The organism is Streptomyces sp. NBC_01431, from assembly GCF_036231355.1.
GTDB lineage: Bacteria > Actinomycetota > Actinomycetes > Streptomycetales > Streptomycetaceae > Streptomyces.
The window spans coordinates 16,693-37,127 of record NZ_CP109497.1; the positions used below are offsets into that span (position 1 = coordinate 16,693).

Below are 20,435 nucleotides of genomic sequence, written 5' to 3' on the forward strand. Positions count from 1 at the left end.
CCGTGGAACGGGTGGTCAAGGAACGTGATGGCGGAATTGTGCGGCGGGTCCCCGGGTGCCGGTCTCCACGAGGGTCATCAGCATCACGGTCGGGTAGCCGGCCCAGGCGAGCCGGTAGCGGATCTTTCCGAGCCAGCCGCGGGCGCGTGCGCTGTCGGGTGCCTTGATCGAGTAACAGCCGTCGAAGGCCACGGTGCGCCAGTGCCGGTAGGACACCCCGGGCGTCGTGGGTGGGGCCAGCGGCACGGCAAGGGTCTCGAACAGGGCCTTGAAGGGCGCAGGGGTGAGGCGTCGGCGCAGGTGTCGAAGCGCGGTGGGGGAGACCTTCGGCGTCAACGGGCCTATCGACGCGGTCAGTTGCCGCCATGCCGCGATGCAGGAGAGCTCGGGGAACAGGCCCAGGGCCAGGACGTAGTGGACCCCGACGCGGGAGGGCAGCAGTCGCAGCCGTCGCTCGCCTCGTCCGGTCTCGTCGAGGATCGCGTCGACCAGTTCGAAGGGATGAGCTGTGTCAACCCGCCCAGGTGGCCCGGGGCGAAGACCCCGGCGGCCACCGTGACGGTGCGCGTGATGCTGGTGATGGCAGACTGGAGACGCAACGAGACCCCGGATCAGTGGACATTTCTTCGCAGAAACCATGATCCAGCAGGGGTCTCGTTGCGCGTTCACCAACCTCGACGCCCCATTTGATCAGCTAACTTCTCGGCCTTGCCGCAACACCCACCAGCACACCAGGCGCCAGGCAAAGCGCCCTGCCCAGACGATCACCACTCACCAGGCAGAGAGCACCATACTGATGGCATCGCGTATTGGGTTGTCGCGAGTTGGTGGGACAGATGTCGGGCCAGATGCTGGACCAGTTGTGCGCGGTACTGCCGCGCTGTCTCGCCGAGTGCACGGTTTTGAGCTCTCGGCGCTCTGAGTCGCTCCCCAGCCCCTGGCGGGCAGGGCCCGCAGACCGCGCGGGCACCCCGTGACCGCGCGAGTCCCGCTCACCCACGGCTCCGCCCGCCGCATCCGCTCACCCAAGCCCCCACCCTCTTTGGGCGGGTTGCTTTCGTGTGGGTGCGCCCGCAGCCCGGGAAGCCGCCATGACAACGGGCAGCGGGGCACCAGCCCCCACCTACCCACGCCCAGGCGCTCATCTACGGTCCTGTCCGGGCGCGCAGTGCCCCCGCACCGGCGAATGCTGCGTCGAACTCCGCCACACACCCGCCCCCGACAACACCGCCACCAACTGACCCCCGCACCGCCAGGCACAACCACCCTCACGGCCACGCCCCCAACCTGATGTTCCCCGACCCGGCGCCCACGCGGCTGGGCCACGAGCGCCTCGCGTCCGCCGGCCAGCCACTTCGCCCACCAGTTGTCCACGGCCTTGAGCGAGACCTGGAACACCGCCGCGACATCCTCGCGAGTCCGGCCCGCCACCAACGCGGCCACCGCCCGCAGCCGAAGGGCCTCCTGCGCCGACGGCGACAACTGCCGTGCGTCCCCCACCAGTTCACTCACGCAGGGATCAACGACCCAGAACACCAACCGTTTCGGATCAATAGGTCAGTACGCGGACACGCGCCGCCGACGCCTCCCCCTGCCGTCCACTGACTGGTGGACGGCAGGTTCAACCGGCCGGGCGTGTCGGGTTCTGCCCTTGGCAGACCAGGATCTCGGGTATGAGTCAACTCCCTGTCAAGATAGCCCGATGGAGCGCCCGGCACGCATGGCGTGCGATCGCCGGCTGGTTCGCGTTCGTCATTCTGTGCCTCGGCATCGGCATCGCGCTCGGCTCCCACGAGGCCACTACCGAGGACTACCGAGTCGGTGAGGCGGGGCGGGCCGAGGCGATCGCCAGCACGGCTGGCATGCAGCAGCAGCCCACCGAGCAGATCATCATCCACACCAAGTCCGGACCGCTGGACACTGCCGCCGCCGCTTCGGCGGCGCAGGACCTCACCGAGCGGATGCGCAAGCTTCCCGAGGTGCAGGGCGTGGCAGCTCCAGTCCGCTCCAGGGACGGCCAGGTCGTCAGGGTTCCGGTGGTCCTCAACGGCCCCGAGCTGGACGGCAAGAAGAACGTCGGCCCGCTCCTCGCGCAGACGGCGAAGGTCCAGGACGGCCACCCGAACCTCGTCGTGGAGGAGACCGGCTCCCCGTCCATCAGCAAGGGCGTCAACGACCAGCGCGGGAAGGACCTCGCGCTCTCCGAGCGCATCACCCTGCCGGTCACGCTCACCACGCTGCTGATCGTCTTCGGGTCGGTGGTCATGGCCGGCGTGCCGCTGCTGCTCGCGCTCTCCTCGATCACCGCCGCCCTGGGACTGTCGATGGTCGCGTCCCATCTGCTTCCCGACCCTGGGGTCGGGACCAACATGATCCTCCTCATCGGCCTGGCGGTGGGCGTCGACTACACGCTCTTCTACCTCAAGCGCGAACGCGAGGAACGGTCTCGCGCCGGCGGGCGGCTCAGCTCCGAGGTCCTGGTGGAACTGGCGGCGGCGACCGCGGGCCGGGCCATCGTGGTCTCCGGTCTCGCCGTGATCGTCTCCACTGCGACCCTGTACCTGGCCACGGACGTCATCTTCTCCTCCCTGGCGACGGGCACGATCCTGGTCGTGGCGGTCGCCGTGGCCAGCTCCCTGACCGCGCTTCCCGCGCTCCTGGTGAAGATCGGCCACCGCACCGAGCTGCGTGCGGCCCGCGGCAAGCCGGTCCGCACCAAGCGTGCCGAGGCCGAGACGGGCCGGGTGTTCGACGCCCTACTGACGCCCGCGCGACGGCGCCCCGCCCTCACGCTGGGCGTATCAACGCTGGTCATGCTCGTCCTGGCGGCACCCGCGCTCGGCCTCAAGCTCGTCGACCCGGGCAAGGACACCTTCTCCCGCGACATCCCCGCCATGCAGGTCTACGACCGGCTGAACACGGCCTTCCCGGAACTCCTGGTGAAACACGTGGTCGTCGCCCGCTCCACACCGGACCGAGCGGCCGAGGTGCAGCACGCCCTGACGGATCTCGGCCGACGGGCGCAGGCCGATCCACTGTTCGCCAGGGCCGCCGGGCCGACGGTGCGCACCTCGCCCGACGGCCGGGTCAGCGTGCTGGAGTTGGCCGTCCCGTTCCCAGCCCCCTCCCCCGAGGCGATCGCGTCACTCAACCACATCCGCAAGGACTATCTGCCCGCCACGGCCGGCAGGCTGCCCGGCGTGGAGACGGCGGTGACAGGTGACGTGGCCCGAGGCCGCGACTACGTGGACCACGAAAACGGCAAACTGCCGCTGGTCATCGGGTTCCTGCTACTGGCGACGCTGGTGATGACCGTGTGGGTATTCCGCTCCGTCGTCATCGGCCTGATCGGCGTCGCCCTCAACCTGCTGTCCGTCGGGGCCTCGCTCGGCCTGCTGGTCGTGTTCTTCCAGGGCACGTGGGCCCAGAACCTCCTGGCCTTCCACTCCCTCGGTGCCATCGCGTCCCGAGTACCGCTGTTCCTCTTCGTGATCCTCTTCGGCCTGTCGATGGACTACCAGATGTTTGTGGTCAGCCGGATCCAGGAGGCCAGGCGGAACGGGATGTCGGCCCGCGAAGCGGTACTGGACGGCATCAGCCGGTCGGCCAAGGTGGTGACCAGCGCGGCCATCGTGATGGTGACGGTGTTCGGTGCCTTCGTCGCCCTGCACCTCACCGAGATGAAGCAGATGGGCTTCTGCCTGGCGGTGGCCGTGCTGCTGGACGCCGTCGTCATCCGGCTCATGGTCCTGCCCTCACTCCTGCTGCTGCTCGGCGAGCGGGCGTGGTGGCCGCTGCGCCCGGTCCGTCCGGCGCGACGGGCGCACGCCGCCGTCCCTCGTCCCGGAGTACCGCAGGACGTAGGCTGACGATCATGATTCAACGGCCGCAGCCGGGCGACCGGTTCCGCATACGGATCCTCCGCCGTTGGTACGCAGTCTCCTGGGTGCTCTTGGGCGTGTGTCCCCCGGTGATCTCCGAGCTGAACCACGGCGGGGCGCCGAGGTACTGGTCGCTGGCGCTGCTGGCACTGGTCGCCCTCGGCTACGCGACCGTGGCGGCCTTCCCCCGCAATCCCGTGCTGCGGCCCCACGCCTTCCTGGGCGTACTCGCCCTCGCTCTGGGCGCGCTGTCCCTCCTGCGTGGCGACGGCGCCGCACTGTACATCGTGTCGCTCCCCCAGTTCTGGCTCTTCGCCAGGAGCCCGCGGCACTCGATCGCCTACAGCGGCGCCGCAGCAGCGGCCACCGTCGCCGGCATCGTCCGGCACCAGAGCTGGCACGTGGAGGACTTCTCCACCGGCAACATCGTCTTCACCCTGATCGGCTACACAGCGGGAGCGCTGCTCGGACTGGGGGTGGTCCGGATCGTCGAGCAGAGCGACGAGCGCGCCCGCCACCTCGCCGGCGAACTGGCGAGCACCCAACAGCGCCTGGCCGAGGCCCACCGGCTCCAAGGCGCCACGGAGGAGCGTGAGCGGATCGCGCGGGAGATCCACGACACCCTCGCCCAGGGCTTCGCCTCCATCATCGTGCTGGCGGAGGCGGCCCGCGCCAGCCTCGGCACCGACCCCGGCAGGAGCGCCCGGCAACTGCTCTCGATCGAGAACACCGCACGTGAGAACTTCGCTGAGGCGCGAGTGCTCGTCGGTTCCGCCCCGCAGAGCGGTCCCGCGCTCGGCTCAATCGCCGGGACCCTGCGCCGGACCCTGGAGCGGTTCGCCGAGGACACCGGGCTCGCCGTCACCGCGGACCTGCCGGACGTCGAGTGCGACCAGCCGACCCGGATCGCGCTGCTGCGCTGCACCCAGGAGTCCCTGGCCAACGTCCGCAAGCACGCGGCCGCCTCCACGGTGGAGATCGTGCTCACGCCGTCCCCGTACGGCGTCGAACTGGAGATAACCGACGACGGCAGGGGCTTCGTGGTGGAGCACGCCCACGGCTTCGGGCTCAACGCCATGCGCAACCGCCTCGCCGAACTCGGCGGCGAACTCACCGTCACCAGCTCCCTCGGCGACGGCACCCGCATCCTCGCCGCGATACCTACCGACAGTCAGGTGTGACGACATGACAGCCCGAACAGAGCCGGCCGAACTCCGCATCATCGTGGTCGACGACCACACGGTCATGCGCGCCGGAGTCGTCGCCCTGCTGGCCTCGGAACCCACCATCGACATCGTCGGCGAGGGCGGCGACGGCCGTGCGGCCGTCGAACTCGTCGAACTCCTGAAGCCGGACGTGGCACTGATCGATCTGCGGATGCCGGTCCTCGACGGCGCGAGTGCCACCGCTGAGATCGTCAGGCGCCACCCTGGTAGCCGCGTGCTGATCCTGACCACGTATGACACCGACGCCGAGATCGAGCGGGCAGTCGAGGCTGGCGCGATCGGCTACCTACTCAAGGACACCACGCGCGACCAGCTCGTCGAAGCCATCCGATCCGCCTCTCGCGGCGAGACCGTCCTAGCCCCGAGGGTCGCGGAGCGGTTGGTTGCCCGCATGCGGCAGCCCGCTCCGGTGGCTCTGACCGCGCGGGAGGTAGACGTACTGAGCGCGGTCGCCGACGGGCTGTCCAACGTCGAGATCGGCCGGCGGCTGGTCATCGCAGAGGCCACGGTGAAGACCCATCTGCTGCGGGTCTTCGCCAAGCTCGATGTCAGAGACCGCACCCATGCGGTGGTCGTAGCTCTCGAGCGCGGGCTGCTGAACAACGTTAGCCGGCCCCCGAGCGGCACGTCATCGTCGGCGGGCTACTCGGGGACTGAAGGCCGGTGAGAAGTGAGTGGCTGATGTCCCTTGCGCGCGGACCTCAAGCAGGCTCATGAGTACCGGCGTCACCTGGCGGCCGAAACCCTCGACTTGGGCAGGCAGGCCGCTGCGGTGAGCTGACCCGCGCTGCAGAGAGGGTGGTCGGAGCCACTGGAGCTGGCTCCGACCACCCTCGATGACTTCAGCGGGGGTGGTCAGCAGCGCCCGGCCTGGTGCACCAGATCGGCTGGCTGCGACCGCGTGTTCAGCCTCGTCATCAGCTCTCGGTTGGCCGCGCGTGCGGCTTTCGAGGTCCTGGCTACGCTCGTCGAGCTGGGCGGTGAGACCTACCACCTGCTGCTCCAGGATCGTGATGCGGCGGTGCAGTTGCTCGACGTCTGCGGGTGTGCCGAAGCACCAGGATCACCTCCATCGAGATCACCGTGCACCCCACCAACCGTGCCAAGCGCACAGGACTCGAGCCCGACCCTCTCCGGACGCTGGGCCAGGTCTGTCGGATCCTGGCCGCGAACTCCAACCACGCCATGAGGCCATGCACGCCCGGGAGATCGCCCGCCATCTTGGACTCCCCGCCGCGGGGCACCCCCTGAGCAGCCTCACCGCACAGATCTGCTACTGAGCCCGCAACGGCCGACTCATCCGCACCGCGCCGAGCACCTACAAGCTCCCCCTCCCCGACACCTTGACGCCGCCACCGAATCCTTAACTTCGTGGCATTGGTCCAGCATCGCGCGGTGGCAGTATGCCTCCGGCTGCCCACCCCGCCCGCGCGGCCAACCCGGCACCGGCAGCAGCGGCCTCACCACCGCCCACTCCGCATCGGACATGTCCGTCGGGTAGCGGCGCGCACGGCCCCCGTGGGACGACACTCAGAGCGGGCTGGAGAACCAGACCGGCGAGTACTGGGCGGAGAAGGTGCATAAAACCGGCGTGTGTCTCACCGCCTACTGGGCGCCCGCCGACTCCAACATCGGCCAAACATACCTGGAATCGTGCAGCGACCCCATCAACTACTACGAGCAGTGGAAGGAAGTGTCGGTCGGCAACGGCTTCCAGCTGGTGAACCGTGAAACGGGCTGGTGCCTGGACGGCAACGGCAACGGCGCCATGTACACCACGCCTTGCGACCCCAACCACAACAACAAGTACCAGATCCGGTACTGACAGACCTATCGACGACGTCCTGCGACAGCGGGTCGCGCCGTGCACGGCCTGCCGGCCCGACACAGCCTTCGGCCTCCTGGAAGAGATGGCTTCCCCGCCCCAGCAGCGCGCCGATCACCAGGAGCAGGGTGGGGCCCGGTTCCTGGCGGCGGGCAGCACGTTCTCGTCCGTGATCCGCTGCCGGTCCCGCCGCAGAGCATCCGCTCGCCCCTCGGAGGTGACGACTTGGCCGAGGGTGATCGCCTCGGTGCCGGCCACCGGGGCCAGGGAGTACCGCTGGGGCGACTTGCTGGCCCGCGTGGGCAGGTGCAGGCGGGCCACACCGGCCGGGAGCTCGGAGCGCAGCGCTCCGTGCCAGCGGATCCACAACGCTGGTCGCCCGCGAAGTACTTCGTCGCGGAGCTTGTCCACGGCAGGGCGGACGGCCGAGCAGACAGCGCGACGTGGGCTGACCATCCTCCACACGGGACGCATCACGCACCGGATAGCAGTCACCGGCCGACTGGCTCCGGCACCGCTTCCCCGCCGAGGCCCGAGTCACCCGATGGCGGATGGTCTCTCCAGAACCGTCAGAACCGTCACGTATGCCTGCGAGACCGCTGCCTCAGGGTGGCTCGAGCTCGACCGTCCCGACTTCGGCCGGGCGGGACGTCCCAAGTCGCAGGTCAGGGGTTGGGACGAGGTCGGGACGATGTGCGGGAGGGTCTGGCTGACGCTCGTCGGGCACTCACCTGCATACGGTTTGTGCGGAGCGCTGGCCGACCACCAGCGGTCCACCCCTCGCCCCTGGCCGCCTGTTGAGCAGCGGCGTGCGTACGGCCGAGTGGAAACACACGAGACAAAACGGGAGTTGTCATGTCACGTCTGCGTTTCGCAGGAACCGCGACCGCCGCGCTGGCCATGGTGGCGGGAGCGATGCTCTTTGCCGCGCCGTCGGCCAGTGCGGCGTCCAACTGCCACGCCTGGACCGACAACAACGGAAACGGCATCGGCTGGTGCGACAGCGGCAACGGCCGCTGGAAGGTCCACGGCAGCTGTGCCAACGTCGATGGCGTTCACACGGGCCTGGAGGGATCGGAGGGCGGCCGTTCCATGGGCCAGGAGTGGGCCTCGGTCCTGAACTGCTCGGCCGGCGGTGGCGGAGCCCTCGACATGTGGGTCGAGGCCTACGGCTGACACATCTGGATCATCTGATGTGCGGGCCTCCGGGCGTCAGGGGGCGCAGACATGGGCTGCGCCCCCCCGTTACCGATTTCGTGGCTCCGCAATGGGGCCTCCGGCCTTCGGGGTCCGGGTCTGTACGCTCACCGGCCCTGTCTCACATCCGGTGGTAACGGACTGTGATGGCTGCGGAGGGTAGTTCCGTTGGCCCTGGAGCCGCAGGTCCGGAGGCTGAAGTGCTCCTTCCGTGGGAACGGCCGCCGCGCTGGAGGGAGCCGCACAATCGCCGAACGCGGGAGTTCAACTCCAAGGTCATTGGAAACGAATCCCCAGGTCAGGAAGCTGACTTCACTCTCCGCGCTTACGGATACAGTCCGTTACCACCGGATGTGCGCCAGAGCCGCTCGCTTTACAGACCCCCGCAGTCGTGCGAGCCGCAGGGCACCGTAATCAGATGACGGACCCCGAACCTCAGGCCACAGCGGCACAGGCCATCGCCCAGGCAATGGACGCCGCACTCGTGGTTCTCGCCGTCGGCGCACCGCACTGCGTCATCCAGCAGATCCGCCGCGACCACGAACAACGGCGTGTGCGCGCCGACGAACAGCGCCATCTCGCCTCAGAAGACTGATCGTGGCACCCGGCCGACTCCAACAGGCCGTTGGCCCAGGCTGTTTCAGGAGGCTGCGGACGTCTTGTTCGCCACCACCGAGTTGGCCCGGAGTTGTCAGCGGCCGGGGGTACCGTCAGTCAGTTACTGAGGTTTTCAGGGTGGGGTCGGTGGGTTGATGGTAATGCCTGTGGTGGTGAGGCAGCCGTCGATCAGGTGGGGCCGGTGCTGGATCCTGCGTAACTCACGGCGGAGTTTGCGGTCGAGGCCGTCTGATCCCAGCAGATCGCGGTAGTCCTTCCAGGAGAAGCTCTTGCGTGCGCCCTTGAGGAGGAGATGGGCGCGCGGGGCCCGAGCATGAGACGGCTCTTCTCGCCGGGTTTGTAGCAGCACAGTGCTGCGACGGAAGTCCGGCGGCGGGAGCGGGGCGCGGTGCGGCTGCACATCCTGCACCACGCGGCCCAGGAGGAGATCCACGCGCGTGGATGACCGAGGAACTGGCGCCACGGCTACCAGATCAGCCCCGGCACCCTGTACCCGACACCGCACCGGCTGGAGACCGACGGGCTGCTGGTCTCCGAGCAGCGGGTGGTCGACGGCCGCACCCGTCGCGTCTATACGGCGACGAAGGCCGGGCAGCAGGCCCTGGCCGAGGACCGCAGGGCCCTTAAGGAGCTGGCCCGCGAAGTCCTCGGCGGCGACGCCCCGTAGCGGCAGCCGCGCGGGTTACGCCCTGCGCGCGGTCACGGCGCGGCGGCGCCGAAGGCGGCGGCGCCGAAGGCCAGCACTGCGGCCCCCGAGACCACCGAGGACACGGGCAGGGCGAAGGCCAGCACCAGGCATCCGGCCAGCCCCACGGCCGGGATCAGCCGGTTGGGCCGTCCCTCGTCTTCGGTGAGCGTCCAGGCGGAGGCGTTGGCGACGGCGTAGTACGCCAGGACACCGAAGGAGGAGAACCCGATCGCCCCGCGCACGTCCGCCGTCGCGGCGAGCACCGCGACCACGGCGCCCACCAGCAGCTCGGCGCGGTGCGGCACCTTGAACCGGGGGTGGACGGCAGCCAGGGCGTGCGGCAGGTGCCGGTCTCGGGCCATGGCCAGGGTAGTGCGGGAGACCCCGAGAATCAGCGCGAGCAGCGAGCCGAGCGCGGCCACGGCGGCGCCCGCCCGCACGACGGGGGCCAGCCGGCCCACGCCCGCCGCCCGGACGGCATCCGACAGCGGGGCCGCAGCCTGCGCCAGCCCATGCGGGCCGAGAACCGTCAGCACCGCGACGGCGACGACGGCGTAGACGACCAGCGTGATGCCCAGCGCGAGCGGGATGGCCCGGGGGATGGTGCGCGCGGGGTCGCGGACCTCCTCGCCGAGGGTGGCGATCCGCGCATACCCGGCGAACGCGAAGAACAGCAGGCCCGCCGCCTGGAGCACCCCGCCGGCCGTGGCGTCCGCGCCGACGTCGAGGCGAGCCGCGTCCGCCGTGGCGGAGGTGAGGGAGGCGACCACCACCGCGGCGAGTACCGCCAGGACCACGGCCACGATCACCCGGGTCAGGAGCGCGGACTTCCGCACCCCGGCGTAGTTCACCACGGTCAGCGCCACCACCGCGGCCACCGCGACCACGTGCGCCTGGCCCGGCCAGACGTACGAGCCGACCGTGAGCGCCATCGCCGCGCAGGAGGCGGTCTTGCCGACCACGAAGGACCACCCGGCCAGATAGCCCCAGAAGTCGCCGAGGCGTTCGCGGCCGTAGACGTAAGTGCCGCCGGAGGCCGGGTAGCGGGCCGCGAGCCGGGCCGACGAGGTGGCGTTGCAGAAGGCGACCACGGCGGCCAGCGCCAGGCCGATCAGCAGCCCGGACCCGGCGGCGTGCGCGGCCGGAGCCAGAGCGGCGAAGATGCCCGCGCCGATCATCGACCCCAGGCCGATCACCACGGCGTCGGACACCCCTAGCCGCCGCTGAAGCTCGTCCGGCAGCCCGGCGGCGGTCGGTGGCTTGCTCATGGCCCACTCCCTCGGCGGCACAGCCGCAGACATTACGAACTCCGTAGGAGACGCTATGTGAGCCTGCCCGACCGCCGGCCGCACCCCGGGCCGCGGATGCACGCCTGGTGCGGTCGGCGGGTTCAGCCCGGCGGCCGGGAAGGAAGGAGCCGTTCGGCCCTCGGAGGTGGGCCAGGCTGCTCCTGCGCGCCGAGGCACTCCGGCGCACGATGGAAACCAGGAGGGGCTTACACCCGAGAGGTGATCGTCATGATGTGGTACGACGGCGGCTGGGGCTGGGGCGGCTGGTTCATCATTGCCATGTTCATGGTGCTGTTCTGGGCGCTGGTGATCGCCGGAATTGTTGCGCTCGTCCGCTACCTCAGCGGCGCCCACCACGACCGCCAGTCCGCACGGCCCCTCTCCTCCGATGAGCAGGGATGGGGAAGCACGCGGGCCGAGGATCTGCTCGCCGAGCGGTTCGCCCGCGGGGAAATCGAGGAAGCCGAGTACAAACGACGGCTCGCGCTACTGCGGGAGCACCGGTGAACGCGGACCGTCGGCGCGGCCCCTGGCTGATCATCGCGGGGGCGGTCGCCGCGCTAGTGCTGGGCATCGCGACCACCATGCTGCTGGCAGGCACCGGCGCCTTTCGCCATGTGGCTCCCGCGGTATGGCGGGCCGAGGGCGTGCGCTGCAGCGCACCCGCACTGCCGGGCAAGGTGGTGGACGTGACCGTGGGCGACATGGGGCCGGGCATGATGGGCGGCACTCCCGGCAGGCACGGCATGCGCATGATGCGCCTTGTCACCCGCCCGGCCACTGTCTCGGCCGGTGTGGTGTCGCTGCGGGTGGTGAACACCGGTACCACGGTGCACGAGGTGGTCGTGCTCCCGCTGCCCTCGGGCCAGGGAATCGGGGAGCGCCTCACCGGTCCCGACGGAAAGGTCAGCGAGGCGGGCAGCCTCGGTGAGGCGTCCCGCATCTGCGGGCCGGGCGAGGGACACGGCATCGCCCCCGGCGCCATGGGATGGACCACGCTGACGCTGCGTCCCGGGCGCTACGAACTGGTCTGCAACCTTCCCGGCCACTACCTCGCCGGGATGCACACCGAACTCGACGTAAGCGGGTAACAGGGTCCGGCAGCACGGGCGGCAGTTCTCAGAAATGAGTAGTTCCGAGAGACCTGAGACCCCGCCGGACCATGTCCGGTTTGTCCCTGATCTTCGTTCTCGCAACCTCTCGCAAACCGGATCTTCCGGAGCACGCGCCAGGTCTTCAAGGTGGCCATGGCCTGCTCTCCGACGCATCGGATCTTGGCGTGGGTGGTGTTGTAGCGCCGCTGCCACCGCCTGAGCTTTCGGCCGCGGACCGGGACCCGGACGTGCCGCCCCGCGCCTTGGTAGGCGCGGTCTGCGTAGCAGGTGGTGGCGAGGGCATCGATGATGCCGTGGATGCGGGCGGCGGTCAGGTCGTGTGTCGCCCCGGGCAGAGCGGTCGAGGCCCACAGCAAACGGCCGTGCGGGTCGGTGAGGACCTGGATGTTCATGCCGTGCCGTCTGGCTTTTCCGGAGTAGTACGCGCGGTCGGCTGTCGATGCGATCGATGGGGAGCAGGGTGCCGTCGAGGATGACCAGTGCCTTGCGCCGGACGATGTCCGTCCCCCGGCGAAGGGAGGGCGCGAAGCTGGCCAGGACATCGATCGCCTGGCGGATGTAGCGGTAGGCGGTGGCGGTCCCGCTGCCGAACCCGGCGGCGAGTTGGGCGTAGGAGTCTCCACATCGCAGGTGGGCCAGGGCGAACAGAGTCTGACAGCCCACCGAAAGGCGCCGCCACCGCCTTCCGATCTCCCGTTGCCGGGCGGTGAGTTGTCTGCTCAGGTACCGCAGGGTGTGGTTGGACAGATCTATCGACGACGGTGGACAAGCACGCGAAGCCCCTGGCGGACACGGGTGATCTTGATCGAGAACCCATCTACCAGGAGCTTCGTCGTTGTGCAGAGGAGTCCAACTCGCGGTCAACGACATCAGGTTGAAAGGGCTCATACGTGCGTACTTCCCACAGGGTGATGGTTCCGGGCGCTTCTCCGTCGGTCTCGGCCGCAACGCACTCGCTGGCCACCGCAGTTGTATGCAACCTCCGCCCGTCCACGAACAGAAGGTCGTCGTCGACAAGGAACGCCGGCCAGTCGGGAGGCGACCAGTGGGCCGCTGCAGTGGTCGAGAGCTGGGAACGTCTCATCCTTGAGGCCTGCCTCGGCGTCGATGGCAGACTCGGGCGCGGATTGCGCCGTTGCGCACGCTCGACTCGGCGTGGACCCTCATACACGTCGCGCCGCTCTCGCACACAAGCCGATCCGCTGCGCGTGGGAACGGTGATGCGTACGATCGGTCGGAGGTGAGCGTCACGTTGGCGCGCACGGGGGAGGTCTGTCGTGTCGGATTCCTTGTCCTCGCTCGCCCTGACCGGAGCAAGCACGATCGTGACGGCCATGGCGACCACCGCGTGGGAGTCTGCGCGCGATCGTGTCGTGGCGGTCTTCCGTCGGCACAGTGGGGGTGCCGGGGCTCAGGAGGATCCGGAACGGAGCCAGGTCTACCTCGAGTTGGAGGCGAGCGCCGCCCAACTGCGCGACGCCGCCGACCCGGAGGGCGCCCGTCAGGAGTTGCAGCGAAGGTGGCAGTGGCTGTTGGAGAGCCTGCTGCATGCCAGCCCTGATGCCGTCGATGAGCTGCGTGCCCTGAGCGAGGAAGTCGGCCGACAGCTCCGGGATGCTCAACCCCGCTGGAATCAGAGTGTGGTGGCCAGGGACGGCGGTTCGGCGTATGGAGCTCTGGGGCCGGGTGCCAGCGTGCACGTACACCACCACGGCGTGCCGAACCCGCCTGCGTCGGGTCGCCGTGCAGAGCGAGATGAGTCGGACTCGTGAACCAGTCCGTACATGCCGAGAACGGTTTCGCCTACGGGGTCGTCGGTGCGGACATCCATGTGTTCGGGGACGGCGTCCCCGTGTATCTCCTTCAGCGTTGGCAGCCCATCGTGACTCCGGAGGACGCGTTCTTGCGGGAAGTGCCCAGCCGCATGCTCAACGCCCGCTTCCGAGTGGTGGAGTTCACCGGGCGTGCCACCGAACTGTCCTCGCTACAGGCGTGGCGGGACGAGGAGGGCGCGCTCGCCGTGCGATGGCTCCATGGGCCGGGCGGACAGGGCAAGACCCGGCTGGCCGAGCGCTTCGCGCAGGCGTCCGTGCGGGACGGCTGGCAGGTCGTGACGGCGACCCACGGCCCGGGGAGCGTGTTGCCCCCGCCCGGCAGCCAGGATCTCGCCGACGCAGGAGAGGCGGGCGTGCTGCTGATCGTCGACTACGCCGACCGATGGCCCCTGTCGCACCTGCTGTGGCTCTTCAGCAACGCCCTGTTGCACAGCGACCGGGGGCGCAGCGCCAGGGTGTTGCTGCTGGCCCGGGGTGACGATCTGTGGCCCGGAGTGCGTGCCGCCCTGGTCAACCAGGGTGCGCGCACATCGGCCCAGCGCCTGGCTCCGCTGTCCGACGACGAGGGCGCCGCCGGCTCCCCGCGCGCCCAGATGTTCACCGTGGCCCGAGACAGCTTCGCCGCCCGCTACGGTGCCGCCGCAGCCGGGATCACCGCTCCGGCCCAGCTCGGCGAGGCCGAGTTCGGCCTGACGCTGGCCGTGCACATGGCCGCTCTCGTCGCCGTCGACGCGGCCGTCCACGGCGTACGGCCACCCGATGACCTCGCCGGTCTGTCCACGTACCTCCTGGACCGTGAGCACCTGCACTGGGCACGTCTGCACGGGGATCCCGACCACGTGATCTCCCCGCATGCAACCGCCTTCCGTACCCCTCCCGACGTCATGAACCGCACGGTCTTCACCGCGGCGCTCACCGGAGCGGTGACCCCCGAGGTGGGCCGTGCGGCCATCGATCCGCTCACCGTCCACGTTCCGGCCGGGCAGCTGCTCACCGACCACGCCGTGTGCTACCCCGCCGCGGAACCCGACCGCGGGACTGTACTGGAACCCTTGTACCCGGACCGGCTCTGTGAGGACTTCCTCGCCCTGACCCTCGCCGGACATCAGGCCGACTACCCGGGACAGCAGTGGGCCGGCGAGACCGTCAACGCACTGCTCCGTGAGGCCGACGTCGTCGGCAGCCCCATCGAGGGGGACTGGATGGCCCGTGCGGTGGTCTTCCTGGCCGCCGCAGCAGTGCGCTGGCCCCACGTGGGCCCCCTCCACCTCTTCCCGCTGCTCGCCGGTGTTCCGCAACTCGCCGTGATCGGAGGCAGCGCCACACTGGCCGCTCTGGCGGAACTCGAAGACATCGACGCGGACCTTCTCGAAGCCATCGCGATGTTCTTCCCGTCGCACCAACAGCCGACCCCCGACCTGGACCCCGGTATCGCCGCGGTGAGCACCCGGCTGCTCCCGCACCGGCTGGCGCGTGCCCGCAACCTCAACGACCGGGCCGTGACCCGGCACGAGCACGGGGTGCGCCTGACACACGCCGGCCGGTTCGAGGAAGCCCTGGCCGAGGCGGCGACCAGCGTCAGCGAGCTGAGGGAAGCGGCCACGAGCATGCGTCGCACCCCTGAACGCCGGATTGTCGAGGCCAATCTCGCCATGGGGCTGAACACCTACGCCAAGCGGCTGGACATCACCGGCCGACGAGCAGAGGCGCGAGCCGCGACTGAGGAAGCGGTGGCGCTGAAGCGCGAACTGGCCGGCGAGGACCGCATGTTCATACCGGACTTGGCCAGTGGTCTGCTGGGTCACGGGCGGGATCTGTTTCAGGCCGGACACGCGGCGGACGCGGCGGTGGTGCTGGAGGAATGCGTGGGCGTCTACCGGGACCTCGCGGTCTCCGACGCCCACGCTCATGACTCGGACTTCGCGGCGTCGCTGGCAGCGCTCGGCGTGTGCTACCAGCACACCGGGCGTCCCCGAGAGTCGCTCGCGCTGGCCCGCGAGAGCGTGGCGGTGCGCCGTCGGCTCGCGGCCAAGAACCCGTCCGGCAACGCGCAGCAGCTCGCCGTCGAGTTGCAGCAGCTCGCACGATCCCTCGAAGCCGTCGGGAGCCCGGAGGCGGTGCCCACCGCGCAGGAGGCCGTCGACCTGTACCGGGACCTCGCCCGAGCCAACCCCGCGGCCTACGAACGTTCATTGGCGGACGGGTTGATCGGACTCGCCGGGCGCCTGGTCATGCAGCAACGCCCGGAAGAGAGCCTGACGGCGGTTCACGAGGGCGTGGCGATCCTTCGCCGCGTCAACGCACGACAGCCGGGCGTCGAGTTGTACACGCTGGGCGAGGCGTTGAGCATGAAGGTCGCCACCTTGCTCGGTCTGGCCATAGCGTCGAACAACGAAGGCAGACCTGAAGAAGCGGCGGAGAGGCACGCGGAGGCGGTCGCCGCCACCCATGAAACCGTCGAGCTCTACGAGAAGTTGACGAACACCGACCCGGCAGCCTTCGCCTACCACATCTCCGCCCTGTTCCTCGCCGTCTACGTCCGGGCCATGGACAGTGACCTCCTCGAAGAGGCCGTCGAGCTCTTCGACCGGTCCACGGACCTCATGCGGCGCGGGCACGCACCACTGGACAGAGGGATGACGTACCACGACGTCGGCACCTCTCTTGCGGAGCAACTGTCCGCCGAAGACCGACCCGGTGAGGCCGCTCGAATCCGGCGCCTCCTCCTGCACCAGCCCTAGAACCTGCTGTCAGCATCGGGCCCCAGCGTCTGGTGTGGCGCATCGGCGCCTAGAGGGTGTGGAAGTGGCCGACGGCCCAAGTAACCTCGGACTGATGTGCAATGTGGGAGCGACCGCGCTGCTGGGCGGGGCAAGGGGGCGCAGGTTCACCTCCGTGTCCGGTTCATGACTGGTGGCTCCTCGTCGATCGGAGGCTGTTCGGGTAAGGGCTTCCGCTCTGCCTACTGCTAGTGGGCGCTCCCAGTGGGAGCGGCAACCTATGATCCCTTTCGACCTCTAGTCGCTGACCGCGAGTTGGACACCTCGGCACAACGACGAAGCTCCTGGCAGATGGGTTCTCAACCAAGATCACCCGTGTCCGCCGGGAGCTTCGCGTGCTTGCCTACCCGTCGTCGATAGATACGCGGACCGCGCCTACCAAGGCGCGGGGCGGCACGTCCGGGTCCCGGTCCCCGGCCGAAAGCTCAAGCGGTGGCAGCGGCGCTACAACACCACCCCCGCCAAGATCCGACGCGTCGGAGAGCAGGCCATGGCCACCTTGAAGACCTGGCGCGTGCTCCGGAAGATCCGGTGCAGCACCAACCGGATCACCGACCTCGTCAAAGCGACGACTCACTGCGCTGCTGGCAGCAGGTCAACCTCTGCCGCTTCATTGCCGAGGATCCTCACCCTGCATCTGGCCACGTCAGCGGCAAGATGAAATCAGTTCACCACCATCGCCCCGGAGCCGTCATGACTCACTCCCTGCCCGCCCCCGAGACGGCCGCTGCTTCCCCCCTGGCCCGGCTGGGCACTGACGGCCTCGAACCCAAAAACTGGATCACCGCCATCACCCTGCTCACGGGCTGGCACGCCGACCGCCTCGCCGGAGTGGGATGGGGGTTCGTCGCCGCCCTGTTCTGCGGCATCATCCCGATCCTGTTCATCAAGTGGGGCGAACGCCGCGGCCACTGGGGCGACCGCCATATCCGGCGCCGCCAAGACCGCCTGCTGGTCATCCCCGGCATCATGGTCTCGGTCGCGGTCTGCATCACCCTTCTGCTCGTCTGCAACGCCCCGAACGAAGTGACCGCGCTCGTTGCGGCCATGCTCGCCTCCCTCGTCGCAGTCCTGGCTATCACCACCGCGTGGAAGGTCTCCGTGCACACAGCGGTCTCCTCCGGCGCTGTCGTGGTGGCCACCCTCATGTACGGGCCCTGGGCGCTCGCCGCGTACCCGCTCGTCGCCCTGGTGGGGTGGTCCCGCGTCAGACTGCGCGACCACACCCTGGCCCAGGTCCTGGTCGGTACCGCACTGGGTGCCGTCACCGCCGGCTGCGTCTTCGGCCTCATGCGCTGACCTGAGCTTCCCGTCGGCCCGGCGAACCGCTCTGGAACCAATTCGTGGCACTGCTTTCCGAGCGGCCTGAGTTCCACCCGGACCTCCACTTGGCTGCCACCGCCGACGCATCAGCGACCGGATCATCTTCGACAAGCTCCTGCAACTGCTGCGCTTCGGCTGTTCTTACGAGGCGATCGCCGACACGGCCTGCTTGGCCACGACGATCCGCAGCCGCCGCGACGAGTGGATCCGACTAGGCGTCTTCGCCCGGCTCAAGCGGATCGCGCTGGACTCCTACGACCGGCTCGTCGGCCTCATCCTCGACCAGATCGCCGTGGATGGCTCCATCACCAGGGCTCCCGGAGGTGGCGAGGTTGCCCGGTCGCTCACCGGTCGACCGCGGCAAGCAGGGCCTGAAACGCTTGAGCATGACGGACGGGTACGGCATTCCACTGGGCCGTGTCCCGGCCGGTGCCAACCGCCACGCTTCCCCGTTGCTCACCCCCGACCTCGGACCGCCTGGATGACCTGGAGCCGTTGCCCGACGACATCACCGTGCACCTGGACGCCGGCTACGACTCGTACAAAACCCGCACGCTGCTCAGAGAACGCGACCTATGCGGATGTTTTGCACATGAAGGTGAGAAAACAACCATCCAGGCCAGTTGACGTTGGCACGTCGAGCGTACCCACGCCTGGCAGAACGCCTTCTACCGCCTCGCCCGCTGCTACGAGCGGCGCACCACCGTCATCGACTCATCCTTCGACGTCTCCGACACGATCATCGCCGTGCGTACTCTGATCCGGCAGGCATGGACGACCCACCGCTGGGGCGAACGCCCGAAGCGTCGACCATGACCGCACCTCTATCCGCACGACCTCCTACAGAGGCCGCGAGTCCGTTGTCAGTGGACGGTGTTACTTTCTGTGACATGACCGATCACGCGCTACGGCTGCTGCGGCAGGACCGCCGCCTGGCGGAACTGGCCGCCTTCCCCTTCGACTTCGACCTGGACCGCGCTGCCCACGGCCATGTCGAGGAGGTCCACCTCGCCACGGGCGGGCCGCTGGAGACGGTAGCCGGGGACGATACCGGAGGTACGTACTTCGTGTGCGCGGACGGCTCGGTGCTCTACGCCGACTCGGAGGGCGCCGCAGGGATCATCGGCTCCAGTGTCGACGAGACCCTGGAGCTCGTGATCGGCCTGCCCGGCTGGCGCGACTACACACACCTGTCGCCAGACGACGGCGAGGAGAAGGTCCTGGCGTGCGTCGCGGAGACCGAGGACGAGATCCGTGAGTACTACGGAATCGACGAGGAGCGAGCCGAGCTCCGAGCGGCGCTGGGCTTCCCGAAACGCTCCCCGGTCGAGCTGGTGCGCAGGCTGCGTGCCGCGCTGTTGCGCACCGAGCCGGACTTCCTACTCCTCAACGCGGATGAGGGGTGTGCGTACGACCGGATAGGCCCGGCCGGTCCCCCGCTGTGGGAGCCAGTGCTCGCGGCGGGCCGCGCCGATCTCGCCCGGCTGCGGGAAGGCGACCGCAGGGCATGGCGAGAAGTCGCCGAGGACCCGGTGCGGCGCCGGATCACCCTGCGGGCCGCGCAGTTCGACCGCGCCAAGGGCGATCTGGAGCTGCTGCGGCATCTGCTGTGGCACGAGACACGGTCATCGATGACGGACGAACTGCGGCTCGCGGCCGTTCTGGTGGGGCTGCGCGGGGACATTGGAGATCTGCCGCTGCTGCTTGAGGTCCGGGAGACGGACTTCGACACGGCGTGCGGCCTGGACGGTATGCCGGAACCGGGTGCAAGCGCGGACGAGTTGCGACAGTGGGCACGGGCTCTCGACGAGTCGATGTTCGGGACGGACCCGTCGGACGAGCCGGTCTCCACATGGACCGATCTGGCGCGGGATCAGGGTATGAGGGATCTCGCGCGGGCGGCGCTGATCCGCGAACTGGACAACATCTTCATGGACGAGAGCAGGCTCCGCCGCCCCGAGGCGCCCCGTAATCTGGCCACGGCTCCGCTGAGCGGGCTCGCCCGGGACTTCGAGGAACTCGGCGACCTTCCCCAGGCGCTGCGCGCCCAGCGTCTGTACGCCGCCCTTCAGGAGACGGCATGGGACCGGGCCTCGGCCCGGCACACCCTGGCCCGCCTGCAGCGGAAGGCGGGTCGGCTGCCGCAGGCGGCGGACAGCCTGGCCGCCATACGCGTCGCTCTGGTCACCCCGGGCGACGACTCACTGCGCTGCTGGCAGCAGGTCAACCTCGGCCGCTTCATTGCCGAGGAGCACTACCAGCTCACCCTCGCCCTGGCCGACGCGGGCCACCCCGAGGAGGCCCGTGCCCTCCTCATGGCCGCCGACGCCATACTCGGCGAGCTCTCGGAGAACGCCGCGAACGGCATCCGCGAGCTCGCCGAGCGGACCGCTGCGAGAGTGCGGGAGGTCAACTGAGGACGAGCACGGCGGGCGGGCGATACGCCAGGAAGCAATGGGCGCCTCGGGCCAGGTGGTTGGCTTGTCTGGCAGCAGCTGGGGCCGTCATCGACGCATTCTTCGACCGACCTCGCAGACACACTCATCACCGTGCGTAGTCTGATCTGGCAGACATGGACGACTCACCACTGGGACGAACGCCCGAACCACCGACCATGACGGCACCCCTGTCCCCGCGGCCTCTAAATGACGCGGACTT

The 20,435-nt window shown here is 69.3% G+C and carries 15 protein-coding genes and 6 pseudogenes; 15 read left to right on the forward strand and 6 right to left on the reverse strand.

Going from position 1 to position 20,435, the window contains the following annotated elements:
• Positions 1-15: 15 nt before the first annotated feature.
• Positions 16-639, reverse strand: a complete 624-nt coding sequence (locus OG522_RS37475; protein ID WP_329467918.1) for a transposase domain-containing protein — start codon at positions 637-639, stop codon at positions 16-18.
• Between the two features lie 132 nt (positions 640-771).
• Positions 772-1,536, reverse strand: coding sequence for a helix-turn-helix domain-containing protein (locus OG522_RS37480; protein WP_329467919.1), 765 nt, complete (start codon positions 1,534-1,536; stop codon positions 772-774).
• A gap of 137 nt (positions 1,537-1,673) precedes the next feature.
• On the opposite strand from OG522_RS37480, the gene OG522_RS37485 reads away from it, so the two are divergent.
• The 4 genes from OG522_RS37485 to OG522_RS37505 all read left to right on the forward strand — a co-directional run bounded on the left by OG522_RS37485 (position 1,674) and on the right by OG522_RS37505 (position 6,932).
• Positions 1,674-3,869: an MMPL family transporter gene (locus OG522_RS37485; protein ID WP_329467920.1), complete on the forward strand. Its 2,196-nt coding sequence runs from the start codon at positions 1,674-1,676 to the stop codon at positions 3,867-3,869.
• Between the two features lie 5 nt (positions 3,870-3,874).
• Entirely contained in the window at positions 3,875-5,062 is a 1,188-nt protein-coding gene (locus OG522_RS37490; protein WP_329467921.1) for a sensor histidine kinase, read from the forward strand.
• Between the two features lie 4 nt (positions 5,063-5,066).
• On the forward strand, positions 5,067-5,774 hold the full coding sequence (locus OG522_RS37495; protein WP_329467922.1) for a response regulator transcription factor: 708 nt from the start codon (positions 5,067-5,069) through the stop codon (positions 5,772-5,774).
• 924 nt (positions 5,775-6,698) lie between these two features.
• On the forward strand, positions 6,699-6,932 hold the full coding sequence (locus OG522_RS37505) for a hypothetical protein (protein WP_329467923.1): 234 nt from the start codon (positions 6,699-6,701) through the stop codon (positions 6,930-6,932).
• 114 nt (positions 6,933-7,046) lie between these two features.
• Here the strand turns inward: OG522_RS37505 and OG522_RS37510 are convergent, their stop codons facing one another.
• Complete coding sequence (locus OG522_RS37510; protein WP_329467924.1) at positions 7,047-7,388, reverse strand: hypothetical protein; 342 nt, start codon at positions 7,386-7,388, stop codon at positions 7,047-7,049.
• Between the two features lie 399 nt (positions 7,389-7,787).
• On the opposite strand from OG522_RS37510, the gene OG522_RS37515 reads away from it, so the two are divergent.
• On the forward strand, positions 7,788-8,108 hold the full coding sequence (locus OG522_RS37515) for a hypothetical protein (protein WP_329467926.1): 321 nt from the start codon (positions 7,788-7,790) through the stop codon (positions 8,106-8,108).
• Between the two features lie 439 nt (positions 8,109-8,547).
• Positions 8,548-8,724 (forward strand): hypothetical protein, encoded by a 177-nt coding sequence (locus OG522_RS37520; RefSeq protein WP_329467927.1) that lies wholly within the window; start codon positions 8,548-8,550, stop codon positions 8,722-8,724.
• 135 nt (positions 8,725-8,859) lie between these two features.
• On the opposite strand, the pseudogene OG522_RS37525 reads toward OG522_RS37520, so the two are convergent.
• Positions 8,860-9,140, reverse strand: a pseudogene (locus tag OG522_RS37525) (IS630 family transposase); the annotation flags it as partial.
• On the opposite strand from OG522_RS37525, the pseudogene OG522_RS37530 reads away from it, so the two are divergent.
• Positions 9,136-9,414 (forward strand): annotated as a pseudogene (locus OG522_RS37530) (PadR family transcriptional regulator). The pseudogenes OG522_RS37525 and OG522_RS37530 sit on opposite strands and share 5 nt — an antisense overlap.
• A gap of 15 nt (positions 9,415-9,429) precedes the next feature.
• Here the strand turns inward: OG522_RS37530 and OG522_RS37535 are convergent.
• A pseudogene (locus OG522_RS37535) lies at positions 9,430-10,703 on the reverse strand (APC family permease).
• A 249-nt stretch (positions 10,704-10,952) separates the two neighbouring features.
• Between OG522_RS37535 and OG522_RS37540 the strand changes: the two are divergent.
• Positions 10,953-11,231 (forward strand): SHOCT domain-containing protein, encoded by a 279-nt coding sequence (locus OG522_RS37540; RefSeq protein ID WP_329468612.1) that lies wholly within the window; start codon positions 10,953-10,955, stop codon positions 11,229-11,231.
• A complete protein-coding gene (locus tag OG522_RS37545; protein WP_329467929.1) occupies positions 11,228-11,815 on the forward strand; it encodes a hypothetical protein in 588 nt (195 codons plus the stop codon). Before OG522_RS37540 ends, OG522_RS37545 begins: the two co-directional genes overlap by 4 nt.
• Before the next feature lie 116 nt (positions 11,816-11,931).
• Here the strand turns inward: OG522_RS37545 and OG522_RS37550 are convergent.
• Positions 11,932-12,592 (reverse strand): annotated as a pseudogene (locus OG522_RS37550) (transposase family protein); the annotation flags it as partial.
• 524 nt (positions 12,593-13,116) lie between these two features.
• On the opposite strand from OG522_RS37550, the gene OG522_RS37555 reads away from it, so the two are divergent.
• From OG522_RS37555 to OG522_RS37580, 6 genes and pseudogenes are all read left to right on the forward strand, one after another.
• Positions 13,117-13,611 carry a hypothetical protein gene (locus OG522_RS37555; RefSeq protein ID WP_329467930.1) on the forward strand — a complete coding sequence of 165 codons (495 nt, stop codon included), beginning with the start codon at positions 13,117-13,119 and terminating at the stop codon, positions 13,609-13,611.
• Positions 13,608-16,415: a hypothetical protein gene (locus tag OG522_RS37560; protein WP_329467931.1), complete on the forward strand. Its 2,808-nt coding sequence runs from the start codon at positions 13,608-13,610 to the stop codon at positions 16,413-16,415. Before OG522_RS37555 ends, OG522_RS37560 begins: the two co-directional genes overlap by 4 nt.
• A gap of 400 nt (positions 16,416-16,815) precedes the next feature.
• Positions 16,816-17,115, forward strand: a pseudogene (locus OG522_RS37565) (transposase family protein); the annotation flags it as partial.
• Between the two features lie 32 nt (positions 17,116-17,147).
• Entirely contained in the window at positions 17,148-17,753 is a 606-nt protein-coding gene (locus OG522_RS37570) for a phosphatase PAP2 family protein (protein WP_329467932.1), read from the forward strand.
• A 44-nt stretch (positions 17,754-17,797) separates the two neighbouring features.
• Positions 17,798-18,593, forward strand: a pseudogene (locus OG522_RS37575) (IS5 family transposase).
• 74 nt (positions 18,594-18,667) lie between these two features.
• Positions 18,668-20,194, forward strand: coding sequence for a hypothetical protein (locus tag OG522_RS37580; protein ID WP_329467933.1), 1,527 nt, complete (start codon positions 18,668-18,670; stop codon positions 20,192-20,194).
• Positions 20,195-20,435 lie beyond the last annotated feature (241 nt).

Bases quoted from the DNA above. Each gene is read 5' to 3' on its own strand.
- OG522_RS37475 (WP_329467918.1), bottom strand. From the start codon at position 639: ATGGTTTCTGCGAAGAAATGTCCACTGATCCGGGGTCTCGTTGCGTCT.
- OG522_RS37485 (WP_329467920.1), top strand. From the start codon at position 1,674: ATGAGTCAACTCCCTGTCAAGATAGCCCGATGGAGCGCCCGGCACGCA.
- OG522_RS37490 (WP_329467921.1), top strand. From the start codon at position 3,875: ATGATTCAACGGCCGCAGCCGGGCGACCGGTTCCGCATACGGATCCTC.
- OG522_RS37495 (WP_329467922.1), top strand. From the start codon at position 5,067: ATGACAGCCCGAACAGAGCCGGCCGAACTCCGCATCATCGTGGTCGAC.
- OG522_RS37510 (WP_329467924.1), bottom strand. From the start codon at position 7,388: ATGGTCAGCCCACGTCGCGCTGTCTGCTCGGCCGTCCGCCCTGCCGTG.
- OG522_RS37515 (WP_329467926.1), top strand. From the start codon at position 7,788: ATGTCACGTCTGCGTTTCGCAGGAACCGCGACCGCCGCGCTGGCCATG.
- OG522_RS37520 (WP_329467927.1), top strand. From the start codon at position 8,548: ATGACGGACCCCGAACCTCAGGCCACAGCGGCACAGGCCATCGCCCAG.
- OG522_RS37540 (WP_329468612.1), top strand. From the start codon at position 10,953: ATGATGTGGTACGACGGCGGCTGGGGCTGGGGCGGCTGGTTCATCATT.
- OG522_RS37570 (WP_329467932.1), top strand. From the start codon at position 17,148: ATGACTCACTCCCTGCCCGCCCCCGAGACGGCCGCTGCTTCCCCCCTG.
- OG522_RS37580 (WP_329467933.1), top strand. From the start codon at position 18,668: ATGACCGATCACGCGCTACGGCTGCTGCGGCAGGACCGCCGCCTGGCG.